The organism is Pseudomonas sp. AKS31 (genome assembly GCF_023634765.1).
Taxonomy (GTDB): Bacteria; Pseudomonadota; Gammaproteobacteria; order Pseudomonadales; family Pseudomonadaceae; genus Aquipseudomonas.
In genome coordinates this window covers 1-15,379 of the sequence record NZ_JAMLFX010000008.1, presented here as the reverse complement: position 1 = coordinate 15,379, position 15,379 = coordinate 1, and the positions used below count along the sequence as shown (strand labels likewise).

Below are 15,379 nucleotides of genomic sequence, written 5' to 3'. Positions count from 1 at the left end.
TTTGTAAAACCCTCGATACAAACCCGACAAACGGTAAAAGCGATTGTTTGACGTCAAAATGATGGCCATCTAGTATCGCGCCACTATTTTGATATCAAATTTATCTCGAGGGATCGAACATGTCCTCACCCGCCCCTGCGGTGCGGTTGTGCATGGCTTTACTGTGCCTGTGTGCACTTCAAGTGGCTCATGCTGCACCCACGCCCGGTGAAACCGACCTGATCCGCGATCGCCAGAATCGCTTGCTCGAAGAGCAGCAGCGGCGCCTCGAAGAACTCAAGGATCTGCCCGGCAAGGACGCCAGGCCTGCGCAACCGGCAGCCCCCACGGATACCCGTTGTTTCCCGATCCAGGACATCGAACTCAAGGGCGCCGACAGCCTTTCCGAACGTGATAAAACCCGCCTGCTCAAACCCTATATCGGCGAATGCCTGGGCGTACCTCAGCTCAACGAGCTGCTCAAGGTCATCACCGACTACTACATCGAGAAAGGTCTGGTCACCAGCCGCGCCTACCTGCCGCAACAGGATCTGTCTGGCGGCCATCTGAAGGTACTGGTGGTCGAAGGCAAGCTCGAAGGCATGAAGGGCGCGGAGAACAGCAAGCTCTCGGATCGCGAACTGGCCATGGCCTTTCCCGGCAAGGCGGGCGAGTTGGTCAACCTGCGTGAGATCGAGCAGATGGTCGATCAGCTCAATCGCCTGCCTTCCAATCAGGCGAAGATGGAGCTGGCGCCAGGGCAGAACGTCGGCGGCAGCAACGTGCTGGTCACTAACACTCCACAGAAGCCATGGCGAGTCGGGCTGTCACGCAACAACGACGGCCAGCGCAGCACCGGTGAACAGCAATGGGGCACCACGTTTGACTGGGACAGCCCGTTGGGTCTGGCCGATCAGTTGAGTTTGCGCGGTGGTCACGATGCGATGACCGATCACCAGCACACCTCCAATAACGCCATGCTCAATTACAGCTTGCCGTGGGGCTGGTGGACATTCAGCTACACCTACAGCCAGAGCGAGTACCGCTCACAAATCGCCGCCAACGGCTACAACTTCAAACAGACCGGCGACAGCGAAAACCATCAGTTGCGCGCCGAGCGGGTGATCCACCGCGACGCCGTCAGCAAGACCTCGCTCAGCGCCGGCCTGTCGTACCTGCGCACCAATAACTTCATCGAAGACAGCAAACTCAAGCTGAGCAGCAACCGCATCAGCGAAGCGCAGTTCGGCATCAACCATGGTCGTCGAATCGGCAGTGCCTTCGTCAACTTCGATGCCGGCATGCAGGAAGGCATCGGTACGTTCGACGCGCAGGGTAGCCACGACCCTGGTCCGGGTGAACCGGATGCCCGCTACCGTAAATACACCGCGACCTTGAGCTACCTGCAACCGTTCAAGGTGTGGGGCGAGTCGTTCAGTTTCAGCAGCTTGATGACCGGTCAGCGCAGTGAAGATGTGCTGTTTAGCCCGCAACGCACCAGCCTCGGCGGCTCGTCGTCGATTCGTGGTTACAAGGATCAGTCGCTATCCGGCGACAGCGGTGGCTACTGGCGCAACGATCTGCGCTGGGCCCGCCCGGTGACCATTGAGTGGATGCAACCGGTGTTCGCCGAATACGGCACCAGCCTGGGCTACGACCAAGGCGTGATCCGTGGTGATCGCTACAACGGCAATCAGCATGGGCGCATGTCGAGCAACTCGCTGGAGCTGTTCGCCCGTGGTCAGCACGTGGCCGCCAGCGTGACATTCGCGCATTCCCTGGAACGACCGGATGCCCTGACCGAGCGCGAAGCGCCGATCTATTTCCGCATTGATTTCTTCATCTAAAAACAACTTTTCGAGATCATCGACATGGACGTTCGCCAGTTCGCCTTTCTTGCGCTCCAACCTTCTGCGGCCGTGAAAGAGCACGAGCGCTTTCTGGGCATGCCCAAGCGCGGGCTGGCGTTTCTGCTGGCGAACGTCATGTTCTGGCAACCGATGTGGGCGCAGGCCGACGGCATTGTGGTGGCCAACCCGAATACGTCGCTGGATCGCGCCGGCAATGGCGTGCCGATCATCAACATCGCCACGCCCAATGCCAGCGGTCTGTCGCACAACCAGTTCCACGATTACAACGTTGGTGCGCAGGGCGTCATCCTCAACAACGGTGCGACCCAGACGTCGAACACTCAGTTGGGCGGCCACATCATCGGTAACCCGAACCTGAAAAACAGCGGGTCGGCGCAGGCGATTCTCAACGAAGTCGTCAGTGGTAACCCAAGCCAGTTGCGTGGTTACACCGAGGTGGCGGGGCAGTCGGCGCGGGTCATCGTCGCCAACCCCTACGGCATCACCTGTAATGGCTGCGGTTTCATCAACTCGCCACGAGTGACCTTGACCACCGGTAAACCGGTGCTCGACAACGGTCGGCTCGATCGCTTCCAGGTCGATCAGGGCAGCGTCGCCATCGAAGGCGCGGGGCTCAACGCGAACAATGTCGATCGCTTCGAAATCATCACTCGCAGCGCGAAGATCAATGCCGAGATTCAGGCACAGAACCTGACCATCGTCGCCGGGCGCAACGACGTCAACGCACAAACCCTCAACGCTACGCCGCGCGCCGATGACGGCAGCGCCAAACCACAATTGGCCATCGACTCCTCGGCACTCGGCGGCATGTACGCTGGCGCGATCAAACTGGTCGGCACCGAGGCCGGGGTCGGGGTGAAACTGGCCGGTAATCTGGCCGCCAGTGGTGGTGATATCCAGATCGATGCCAACGGCCAATTGACCCTGGCGCAGACCTCTGCGGCCACGGCCGTCAACGTCAAAGCCACCAGCCTCCAGGCGCAAGGTCCGGTTTACGCTGGCACCGCGTTGAATGTGCAAACTCAAGGTGATCTGACCAGCCTGCAAAACCTCGCCGCGCGCGACAGCATCAACCTCGGCGCCGGCGGCACACTGACCAACAACGGCATCATCGAAGCCGGGGTCAACGCGGACAACAGCCGCAACGGTACAGGCGACGTGAGCCTGCGTGCGCAGAACCTCAACAACAGCGGCAAAAGCGTGATCGCCAGTCGCAACGTGACGGCGAACGTAACGCAAACCCTGAACAACCAGGGTGGCTCTTTGAACGCCGGGCAATCCGTCGACATCGTTGCCGGCACGCTGGACAACCAGAACAAGGGCCGCGTGCTCGCTAACACCGCCGTGCAACTGAGCGCCGGCAAAGTTCTCAATACGCAGGGCGTGATTACCAGCAGTGGCAGTCTGAAGGCCGATATCGGCGAGGTGAACAACCACAATGGCGAGATTTCCAGTGCGGGGACCCTCGGTATCACCGCTGTCACCCTCGACAACAGCGACGGCCAGGTCACGGGTGACGTTGCGCTGAACATCGGTTTGATCGGTGCGCTGAACAACCGCAATGGTGTGTTGGGCTCCGGTGTGAACGTCAGCATTACCGCCGCGAGCCTGGACAATAGCCACGAAGGCAGCCTCGTCAGTGACGGCGGTCTGACTGCGCGCATCAGCGGCCTGTTCGACAACCAGAATGGCGATGTCAGCGGCAAAGGCGTGGTGGACGTGCAGAGCATCAGTCTCGACAACCGCAGCGGCAGCGTGCTGGGCAAAGACCGTTTGACCCTGCGCAGCGACGCGCTGGACAACCGTGGCGGTAAAGTTCGCGCGACCAAGGATCTGCAACTGACGGTCGGGACACTCGACAACCGTCAGAAAGGCCTGCTCGATGGTCAGGCTGCCGTCAACCTCAGCGGCAGCCAACTGGATAACCGCGGCGGCTTGCTCAGTGCGGCCGGACCGATGATCCTCGGTGTCACGCGTATCGATAACAGCACCGGGCGCATTGCCGGCAAAACCGATCTGACGGCCAACGTCGCACAGTTCGTCAACCAGGACGGTGAACTGGTCGCGCAAGGGACTTTGTTGCTCACAGGCCAGGCGCTCGATAACCGTAACGCCGGTCTGGTAGGCGCCACAAAAGCGCTGAAACTGAAGGTCGACGATATCGACAACCGCGGTGGCGAAATCTCCAGCGCGGTCGATGTCACGGTTGCAGGGCAAAGCCTGAACAACAGTGACAGCGGCAAGATTCTCGCTGGAACCACCTTGGGCCTGACCGTGGCCCGTATCATCAACCAGGCCAAGGGGCAGCTGTTCAGCCAGAACGCCACAACGCTGGTCGGGCAGACGCTGGACAACAGCGGTGGCAGTTTCGTCAGCCAGCAAGGTCTGGATATTCGCCTCGACAATGCCCTGAGCAACATCGAAGGCCTGCTCAGCAGTGAAGGCAAACTGACCGTCAATTCGGCCAGTCTCGACAACACTCGCGGTCAGGTGTCGAGTGCCAGTGCCCTCACGTTGACCACGACGGGCAGCCTGAACAATCAGGCCGGCTCGATCGCCACCGACAAAGGCCTGGTCCTCAACTCGCAAGGTCTTGATAACAGCCAGAAGGGCTTGATCAGCGGCAAAAATGCCACCGCTGTTACCACCGGTGTCTTCGACAATACCGCGGGCGGCAGCTTGATCAGCGGCGACACCCTGAACCTCAACGCCACGCAGGTGAGCAACGGCACCGGCAGCCGGATCGCCAGCGAAAAGGCGCTGACCGCTACGGTCACCGGTTTCGATCAGCAGGGCGGCCAGTTGTTCAGCAAAACCTCACTGAGTCTCGACCTCAATCACGGCCAGTTGAACAACCAGAACGGTCTGATCAACGCCCACGTGCTGGTGCTGAAAAACCTCAAGGACATCAACAACCAGGGCGGTGAAATTTCCAGCGCCCAGGCGTTCACACTGACCGCGCAAAACCTTGATAACAGCAACAACGGCAAGCTCATCAGCAATCAGGGCCTGACCCTGCGCATCGAACAACTGCTGGCCAGTGTCAAAGGTCTGATCTCCGCGCAAACCGTCGATATCAGCAGTGCCCGCCTGGATAACGGCAGTGGCATGATCTCCAGCCGTGGCACCCTCGGGGTGACAGTGGACGGTCAACTGCTCAACCAGAGCGGCACTTTGATCGCTGATGGCGAGCTGAATCTGAGCGCTGACAGCGTGGACAACAGCGATGGCCAGATCGCCGGTAAAACCGATGTCATCGCCAATGTCGCCAACCTCAACAACCAGCACGGTGAGTTGGTCGCCAGCAGCGGTCTGACGCTGACCGGCGCCAGCCTCGACAACCGAAACGGTGGCCTCGTCGGCGCCAACGACGCGTTGCAACTGAAGGTCGATGCCGTCGACAACCGTGGCGGCGAACTGTCCAGCCAGGCCGACGTGACGCTGGTGGGTAGCCGTCTGGACAACAGCGACGGCGGCAAACTGATTGCGCAGGGCGCGTTGACCCTGACCGTTGCTGAAGTGCTCAACCGGGCCAAAGGCCTGTTGTCGGGCAAGACCGACCTGACGTTGACCGGGCACAGCCTCGACAGCAGCGCGGGTACGCTGTTGAGCCAGCACGATCTGCAACTCGACCTCACCGGTGATCTGAACAACAGCCAGGGCCTGATCAGCGCCGAAGGTACGCTTGTCGTCAACGCCGCTAGCCTGATCAACAACCTTGGCAGCCTGTCCGTGGGCGGGCCGCTGACGTTGACCACCACCGGCGTGGTGCTCAACCGGGAAGGGCAGATCGTTACCGACGCCAGCCTGACCCTCAACAGTGCCAGCCTCGACAACAGTAAAAACGGCGTCATCAGCGGCAAAGGCCCGGTGCGGGTGCAGACCGGTGCGCTGGATAACAGCCACAACGGCAAGTTGAACAGCGGCGACACGCTGGACCTGAAAGCCACCCAATTGACCAACCAGGACGGCGGCCGGATTGCCAGCGCCGCTGCCCTGACCGCTAACGTCACCGGTCTGGATCAGCAGGGCGGTCAGCTGTTCAGCAATACGTCGCTGGAGCTGGACCTCAATCACGGTCAATTGAATAACCAGAACGGCCTGATCGGCGCACCGTTGCTGATGCTGAAAAACCTTCAGGACGTCAACAACGACGGTGGCGAAATCTCCAGTGCCCACGCCTTCACCGTGGCGGCGCGCAGCCTCGATAACAGCAACGGCAAATTGCTCAGCAATCAGGCGGTGACGCTGCGCATCGACCAGGCGCTGAGCAACCTCAAAGGCATGATTGCCGCCGCCGCGCTGGACATCAAAGCCGCCAGCCTGGACAACAGCGGCGGTACCGTGACCAGCCGCGCGAACCTTGATCTGAATCTCGATGGTTTGCTCACTAACCAGAACCTTGGATTGATCAACGCCACTAGTGGCCTGACCATCAACAGCAAAGGCTTGAACAACCAGAACGGCTCTCTGCTGGGCAGCGCCATCGCCATCGATTTTGGTGCAGCGAGCGCTGACCTGAACAACGACGGTGGCCTGATCACCACCGAAGGCCAACTGAGCCTCCAGCATCTGCGCGACCTGAGCAACCGCAACGGCAAGATCTCCAGCAGCCAAAGCATCGACCTCAATACTCGCAGCTTCGATAACAGCGGCGGCAAGCTGATCAGCAATAATGTGCTGAACGTCAACGCCGGCGCAGTGATCAACCAGAACGGTCTGATCTCCGGCTTGCACGGCCTGGCCGTCAACGCGGCCAGCCTCGACAACCGCAACATCGGCACACTTTCAAGCGCTGACGGCAACCTCAACGTGACCTTGAGCGGGGACTTGCTCAATAGCGGCAAGGGCGCACTGGTCACCCAGAAAAACCTTGGCGTCAATGCCGCGAATCTGGACAACAGCAACGGCGGCTTACTCTCCAGCGGCGGTGCGCAAACCCTCACCATCGGTGGTCTGCTGAACAACGCTGCGGGTGGTTTGATTGCCACCGATGCGACCCTGGCAATGCAAGCCATTACCCTGGGCAACGCTGGCGGCACCGTCAATGCCAAGCAAGACCTGAGTTTCACCGGGACCATGCTGGATAACACCGGCGGCAGTCTTGTCGGTAGCGCCGCAGTGACCCTTGATCTGCTGGGTGCTCTGACCAATACCAACGGCAAACTGGCCAGTGGCGGCGCGCTGTTGCTGCAACGCTCGACCCAGATCAACAACCAGGGCGGGCAATTGGTCAGTCAGGGTCTGATGACCCTGCTGAGCGGTGGCCTCGACAACCGTAATCGCGGCACGGTGGCCGCCAACGGTCTGCTGACGATCACTACACCGGGCGCCATCCAGAACAGCACCGATGGCTTGATTTACAGTCAGACGGGCGACGTACAACTGCAGGCCGCCAGCCTCGACAACGGCAAAGGCACCGTGCAAAGCCAGGGCGCACTGAGCGTTGTCACTGCTGGTGACATCGATAACCAGAGCGGTCGGATCATCGCCACCAACGGCGACCTGACCATTGATGCCGGCCACCTCGACAGCCGTGGCGGTGTACTCGCCAGCCTGCAAGCTGCGTTTACTGCGCGCCTGAGCGGTGTGCTGAAAAATGGCTACGACCTGAACAATAATCGTCAGGGCGGCGTGATCCAGGCCCAGCGCCTGAACCTCAATGCGCTGATGTCGATCGACAACTACGGTGGACGTATCTCCGCGCAAAGCGGCGACGCCATCGTCGTCACCGGCAACTTCGATAACCGCAATGGCGGGCTCTACGCCAAAGGCAAAATCAACGTCACCGGCAACAACTTCGACAACAGCGGCGACAACGACGGGCAGATTGCCGGCCAGCAGATCGACCTGAATCTGAGCGGTGCACTGAACAACCGTCTGGGTATCATCGAGAGCGATAGCACCCTGGCGATCAAGGCGGCGAGCCTCGACAATCAGACGGGGCAGTTGCGTGCGCTGGGCACCAGCGGCAAAACCGCTTTCCAGATTGGTGGCCTGTTCGACAACCGCAACGGGACGCTGGAAACCGCCAACACCGACCTCACCCTTGATGCCGGCAGTTTCCTCAATGCCGGTGGCAGCCTGTTGCACGTCGGCACGGGCACCTTCGACATCTCCACCCACAACGTGATCAACGCTGGTGGCACGCTGGTGACCCGTGGTGGCCTGACCATCAGCACCGACACCTGGACCAACAGCAACTCGATTCAGGCCGGGCGCCTGACCGTCAACGTCAACAACCTGACCCAGACCGCCAGCGGGCAGTTGCTGGCCTCCAACAGCTTCACCGGCAACGGCGTCAACTGGAACAACGAAGGGCTGCTGGCCAGTGATGGCAGCATGAATGTCGGCTTGAGCTCGGCTTATTGGGGCACCGGTCGTCTCACCAGCCAGGGCGACCTCGGTCTGAGTGCTGCGCAAGTCAGCCTCACGACCGCCACCTCCAGCATCGCCGGTGGCGGGCAGACCACGATCAATGTCGGTGGCCAACTGGATAACGCCGGTCGACTCACCTCCGGCGCAGGCCTGACCATCAATGCCAGCGGCGTGCGCAACTACGGCACCACCGCTGCTGCCGATGACCTGACCCTCACCACCGGTAACCTGGTCAACGCCAGCGGGCTGATCTTCAGCGGCAAGAACATGTCGCTGCGGGTCGCCGATTTGAATAACAGCTACGGCAACGTCTACAGCCTCGGCAATCTGACGATTGACCGCGACGGCAGGGGCGGGTGGGCCAACTCCATCGTCAATCGCTCGGCGTCGATGCAAAGCGACGGCAGCATGACCCTCGCGGCGAGTTCGATCCAGAACATCCGCGACGTGCTCACGGTCAACAACGCCGGTATCTACACCGCGCGCATCGGTGAGGTCACCTGTATCGAAGGGGTCAACGCCGGTGACTGCAGCGGCAAGCAGAACCACGCCTGGGAGATCGTGCAGCGCGAAAAACTCGAGGTCACTGCGGCCAGCGCTGCGTCCAGCATCACCGCAGGTAGCAACCTGACCATCAATGGCGGTGACCTGCTCAACCAGAGCAGCACCATCGCCACGGCGGGCAACTTCACTGCCAACGTGGCGAACCTGACCAACAGTGGCGTGGAAACCGGTGAGACCGAAACCACCCGCATCTACATGTCCGAGCGCACCCGGAACGCGGGTGGCTGGTACAGCGCAGCAAGTGCCTTCACCAACCAGTATTGGTATGAAAGCAGTGGCTACGACGCCAATAATCTGGGTGGTCTGCAGGGCGGTATCGCCAACTTCATCGGCATGACCGAACGGGAACTGCCGGGGCTGGGCAGCACCCGTAAAATCGCCGGCAGCGACCAGAGCTATTCCGCCGTCATTCAAGCCGCAGGCGCGGTCAACATCACCGCCCAGAACAACATTGATAACAGTGTCGTCCGTCCGGGCTACACCTATATCGGTAGCGGTCCGCGCACCGGCACCGGAGCGGGTGGCAGCCAGTTCTCCACGCGCGTCACTGTCAATCAGCAACTGCCGCCAAACCTCGCCCAACAGCAGGTCAACCCGGTGGTGTTGCCTGGCTTCGCACTGCCAACCGGGCAGAATGGTCTGTTCCGCCTCAGCGGCCAGGAAAACACCGCGCCGGTCGCGACCGGCCCGCAGAGCTGGACCATGGGCGGTGCCAGCGTCAATCCGAGCCAGCGTGATCAAGCGTTGCCGAACTTGCAGACGCGCAACATTCTGCTGACCAACAATGCCTCGGCCTCAGCCAGCAACGTCAACCTGAGCACCGTCGATCACCAGACCCAGCAACAGGGTGCCGGTGCCAGCGTAATCGACGTCAGCGCCCCGGCGACGGACACTGGTGGCGCGACGCTGCCGGGTCGTTCCACAGCGTTCACGATCAATCGCGTGCAGGGCGTACCGGTCAGCGGCGGCCAGTCCAAACCGCAAAAATACCTGGTCGAAACCAACCCGGTACTGACCGACCTCAAGCAGTTCATGAGCTCGGACTACCTGCTTTCCAACCTCGGTTACGACCCCGATCAAAGCGCCAAGCGTCTGGGTGACGGATTCTACGAACAGACCTTGATCCAGCAAGCCGTGGTTGCCCGTACGGGGCAGCGTTTTATCGATGGTAAAACGTCTGACAGCGAGCTGTTCAAGTACCTGATGGACAATGCGCTCGCCAGCAAAAACGAGCTCAATCTGGCGGTGGGCGTCAGCCTGACATCCGAACAAGTGGCGGCGCTGACCCACGACATCGTCTGGATGGAAACCGCCGAAGTCAACGGCGAACAAGTACTGGTACCGGTACTGTACCTGGCCAACGCCAACAATCGCCTCGCCCCGAACGGCGCCCTGATCCAGGGCAGCGACGTGACCCTGATCGCCGGCAAGGACCTGAACAACGCCGGTACCTTGAAGGCCAACAACAACCTGTCGGCCACCGCCACCAACGACCTGGTCAACAGCGGCCTGATCGAAGCGGGCAATCGCCTCGACCTGCTGGCCGGCAACAACCTGATCAACAAATCCGGCGGCGTTATCGCGGGTAAAGAAGTGTCGTTGACCACCACTCGTGGCGACATCATCAACGAACGCACCGTCACCACCCACGAGAGTGACAGCGGCTACCGCAGTGAGCGTAGCGACTTTGTCGACAGTGCTGCGCGTATCGAGGCCGCCAACAATCTGACCATCAAGGCTGGACAGGACTTCAACAACACCGGAGGCATGCTGAAAAGCGGCCTGGACACCACGATCAATGCCGGGCGTGACGTCAACCTCGTTTCGGCTGAGCAGGTCTCAGGTGGTCAACGTGGTTTGCACACGGATCAGACGATTACTCAATATGGTTCGGCCATTAATGCCGGTCAGAGTCTGATCGTTAATGCCGGTCGCGACATCACCGCCATTGCCAGCCAGATCGATGCCAAACGCGATGTCGACATGAGCGCCGTGGGCGACTTGACCCTGGCCTCGGCGGCGGATGAAGAGCACTCGTATACCAAGACCAAAAAGGTCACGAGTCAAGAGGACCATGTCAGCCAGGTCTCGACGACACTGACGGCGGGCGGGACGGTCATGCTCAATGCCGGTAAAGACTTGGACCTGATTGCCAGTCGAGTCAGCGCCGGGAATGAGGCTTACCTGACCGCGGGTGCCAATCTGACGCTGCAATCGGCGCAAGACACCGATTACAGCTTCTACAGCAAGACCAAGAAAACCTCCTCCGGGAAGAAAAGCCGTCTTGATGAAGAATCCAGCACCACCAATATCGCCAGCTCAGTAACGTCGGGGGGCAACACAACGCTGGTTGCCAACAACGACATGCTCATCAAGGGCAGCGAAGTGGCCTCTGATAAAGGTGCCGTGAAACTGGTTGCAGGCAACGACATGCAAATCGTTGCTGTCACTGACTCGCAAAGCGTCCGGCATGAAAGCAGCTCCAGCAAAAGTAGTTGGGGCGGCTTGAAGTCGAGCAAGGTCAAGGATCAAGTGTCCGAGACGCAAACGACAGCGGTCGGCAGCATGATTTCGGGTAACACCGTCGATGTGGTGGCCAGTCGAGACGTCACGATTACCGGCTCAGCGCTGGTCAGCACTCAGGATCTGAAGGTGCAGGCCGGTCGCGACTTGACCATCAACGCCGCAGAAAACACTTTTACCCGCAATGAATTGCATAAGGAAAAGAACCGCGACCTGACGGGGGTATTGACCGCCAACAACCTTGGTGTCGATGACATCACAGGCAACCAACATCTGTCGGTCAGCAGTCAGAACCATACCGGGCAGTCGTCCCAGACCACTTTGACCGGTAGCACCATCGGCTCCAGTGCTGGCAACGTCACTCTTTCCAGTGGTCGTGAACTGAGCGTGATCGCCAGTGATCTGGTCAGCACCAAGAACATGAGCCTGATCGGCTCCAAGGTGACCATTGCTGCGGGCATGGAAAGCTCGAGTCAAAGCAGTACTGACAAATCCAGTAGCCTGGGAGTAGGGCGGGTCATTGGTGGCATGATCGTTGACACGGTCAATACCATTCACAACTCGGTCGAAGCGGCGAAAAACGCCGACGACCCGCGCCTTAAAGCGGTCAAATACGCTCAAGCCGCCATGGCGTTGAACGATCTCGGCGGTATGGGGGGAAGCGCCGAAGGTGCAGGTTCCGACTATGGCAAGAAACAGGGTTCCGCCAGCAATGGTTCGTTGATAAAGATCGGTACTGAACTGGCGAACACCCACAGCAAGAGCACCAGCGAGTACAACAGTCAGACAGCGAAACAAAGCACGATCAATGCTGGCCAGAACCTGTTGATCATCGCTGATGGCGGTGCGCCGGGGACCGCCGGTGATATTCATATTGTCGGCAGCAGCGTGAAAGCCGCAGACACTGCTTTGATCGCCAAGAACGACATCATTCTGGAAAGCGCGCAGAACACGGCTGACTGGGCCAACAACGGCAGTAATAACAAAACCGCCATTGGCGCTAGCTTCAACCTGGGCGAGCAGAACGGGTTTACCCTTGATCTCGGAGCGTCTGTAGCCAAAAACAAAGGCACCGGCAGCTCGGTCACCCAGGTCAATACGACCCTGGATACCGGCTCTCTCTCCTTGCACAGCGGCAATGACACCACGCTGGCAGGTGCACAAGTCCGAGCCGACAGTATCAAGGCTGTGATCGACGGCAACCTCAACATCACCTCGCGTCAGGACACCGAGACCCAGAGCAGCAAGCAGGGCAGTGCCGGTATCGGCGCGAGCATCTGTATCCCGCCATTCTGCTATGGCGCAACGGTGACCGGGTCTGCAAGCCTTGCCGCCGGCAACATGAACAGCGACTACAAGGCCGTGACCGATCAGAGCGGTCTGTTCGCCGGCCAAGGTGGTTACGACATCACCGTTGGCAAAAATACGACCCTGCAAGGCGCGGTCATTACCAGTGAAGCGACACCGGACAAGAACCTGCTCAGCACTGATCGCCTGTTCGTCAGTGACATCAAAAACACGAGCGATATCAGTGCCCAGTCGGCCGGCATTTCGCTGTCTTATGGCGGCAAGTCCGGCACCAGTGTCGGCGGCAGCATTCCGCTGGCGCTTGAATACTCGGATCAGAGCAAGACCCGCAGTGCCGTCAGCGAAGGCACCATCATCGTGCGCAACGCTGCAGGCGTGAATGATTTGGTGGGTCTGAATCGTGATACGGCGCATGCGAATGAGGCACTGGACAAACCTGATCAGAAAGCCATTCAAGAGCGGATCGATCTGATTCAGAGCACGGTCTCGCTGTCGAGAAACATCATCGGCAAAGTGGCCAACGCCCAGCAGCAAGCGGCTGCTGACAAAATGAAGGCAGCCACGACCGACGAGGAGCGTCTGGCAGCACTCATCGAGCTTAAAAGTTGGGAGGTGGGCGGCGAAAAACGCATCATGGCGGATGTTGCGGCAGGTTTGATTGCTGTGGGCCTGGGAGGCGTGGGCGGCACGACGGCCATCGGTATCGTCGCCAACACCACGGCCAATGACGCGTTCAAAAAAATCGGCGACTACGCCGACAAGCAAGCACGCGATGCTACTGACAGTGTGACTCAAGCGGCGTGGGCCGAAGGCGGGGCCGCACGCGTCATGCTGCACTCGCTGGTTGGCGCGGTAATGGGGTTGTCGGGCAGCAGCGTTGCAGCCGGTGCACTGGGTGCAGGTGTTTCCGCAGCCTTGATGCCAATGATTGCCAAAGCCCTGAAAGATAGCGGTCTCAGCGACAAGCAGCAGGATTCGTTGGCAACCTTGATTGCTTCGGGTCTTGGCGCGGCGGCGGGGTCTGGTGGCGGAGCAACGGGCGCGACGACTGCGATCGTCAGTGCAACCGGTGTTGAGATGTTCAACCGCCAATTGCACAAGCAACAGGAAATCCCGCTGCTGAAGAAAAAAGCTGAGGAGCTTGAGGGCTTACTTGGGAAGCCACATTCGAGCGCTCGTTGGGAAGACCTGCTGCTCCTCGCTGCCGGCGCAGAAGTGGATGCTGCGCATCTGGAAAGCCTGAAAAGCGTGATGCAGAAAACCGTTGGCAACGACTCTGAGTCCGAGGGTTTTGCTATAGATATGGGCGTTGCGTATGAAGCAATCTCGCAACTGACAGCTCAGAAAACCCCGCTGACCTGGAGTGATGGTCGACCGATTATCGCTAATGGCGCACCGGTATACGCGTTCAGTGCCACCAAAGAGCAATTCGACGATTCGACGTTGTTCAATGCTGCCGGGGTATTTGGGCAAGGAGCGGTTTACCAGCAGTGGGGCCAGTTTGGCCGGGAACAGACAGCTCAGTATGGGAACGAGTTGTCGAGCATCTCGTCATTTGAGTCTGTTGTGACGGATGCTGCTGATCGACTGGCGACAATTGGTAATAAAGGGGTACTGTCTGTTAGCGCCTTCGATGACGCCATCCTTGCGATGACAGGGATTCGAAGTGGTAAGTTTGTTGTAGACGCTATTCTGGAGGTCTTTGCGAAGCGGGAGGCAGCAAAAGTAGCCGCTGCTGAAACAGAATTGCTTCGGATCAAGCTGGCGGGGCTGGCGGACAGCGAAGCAGGTAATGCTGGAAGATTCCTAAAGTTTGAACCGGGCAAGTTTTCAAATGACATTGAGCTGGCGTTGAAGTCGAACTCTCCGGGAGAGGTGCTAGAGGGGCAAGTAGGTAAAGCGCTTAGTGATAAGGGTGTGTTGTTGGATTATCAAAGTAAATTCAGGTCTGGGTTCATAAATGGAAAACCTGAAGGTATTGGAGAGATTGATGCTGAAACGCCTAACTTCATAATCGAAGTGGCCAGCAGTGCAAATCCACGGAAGCTGGAGCAGCTGAAAAAACTCCAGAATAATCCTACGCTGAACCCTGATCGTAAGGAGGTTATATTGTTTGCGCCAAATATGGACAAAGCGCAGCAGATAAAAGCCTACGAAAAAATAGGTGTCAAGGTGATAAATACTCTGGATCAGCTGTTTTTGTATGGCGCCAGCAGAGGAGGGCTTTAATTATGTCATTGTCGGCAATGATCATATCGTCAGAAAAGTTGAGCGCGGACGATTTTAAAACCGTGCTCCTAGAACATGGTGGGTTCGTGAGTGCCGGGAAACCTTCTCGCGGTGGCGTTGGTGAGGGGGATTCAGATATTTGGTTGGCCCTGCATTCAAAAGATATTCTTGATGAGTTTTATGATGCCGAAGATCAGCAGGAATGGCAGGATGCTCTCGGGGCTACTCCGCAGACAATGATTGAGATTAATCTAGATCATACTGAGCACGCTAAGTTAATGTATTTGAAGGTTTTTTTGAGTTTTGCGAAAGCCTGGCCTTGTGTTTTAAATGACGTGGACGATTCCACTCTGTCCAGTAGGTCGGTTTGTGAGAAATACAAGAACCTTCTCGGCGGGTTATAAGAGGCGTGTCGCGATACAGGTAGCACGTCGCCGCGGGTTCTGGGGGTAAATGGGGACAGACCCTGAGGGATCCCCGATTTTTCTTACAGAAAATCAAGAAGTTGGAATATTGAAGAGGCCTGC

Annotated in this window: 3 protein-coding genes; all 3 read left to right on the top strand. The window is 58.8% G+C overall.

The window, feature by feature from the left end:
- The first annotated feature begins 119 nt into the window (after nt 1–119).
- The 3 genes from M9827_RS19330 to M9827_RS19320 are packed head-to-tail and all read left to right on the top strand — an operon-like array spanning nt 120 to nt 15,256.
- Nucleotides 120–1,826 (top strand): ShlB/FhaC/HecB family hemolysin secretion/activation protein, encoded by a 1,707-nt coding sequence (locus M9827_RS19330; protein WP_284676939.1) that lies wholly within the window; start codon nt 120–122, stop codon nt 1,824–1,826.
- A 24-nt stretch (nt 1,827–1,850) separates the two neighbouring features.
- Entirely contained in the window at nt 1,851–14,852 is a 13,002-nt protein-coding gene (locus tag M9827_RS19325; RefSeq protein ID WP_250606676.1) for a two-partner secretion domain-containing protein, read from the top strand.
- Between the two features lie 2 nt (nt 14,853–14,854).
- A complete protein-coding gene (locus tag M9827_RS19320) occupies nt 14,855–15,256 on the top strand; it encodes a hypothetical protein (protein WP_250606674.1) in 402 nt (133 codons plus the stop codon).
- The last annotated feature ends 123 nt before the right edge of the window (nt 15,257–15,379 follow it).

What these genes read in the sequence shown, in the direction of transcription:
- M9827_RS19330 (WP_284676939.1), top strand. Translation starts at nt 120, where the DNA reads ATGTCCTCACCCGCCCCTGCGGTGCGGTTGTGCATGGCTTTACTGTGC.
- M9827_RS19325 (WP_250606676.1), top strand. Translation starts at nt 1,851, where the DNA reads ATGGACGTTCGCCAGTTCGCCTTTCTTGCGCTCCAACCTTCTGCGGCC.
- M9827_RS19320 (WP_250606674.1), top strand. Translation starts at nt 14,855, where the DNA reads ATGTCATTGTCGGCAATGATCATATCGTCAGAAAAGTTGAGCGCGGAC.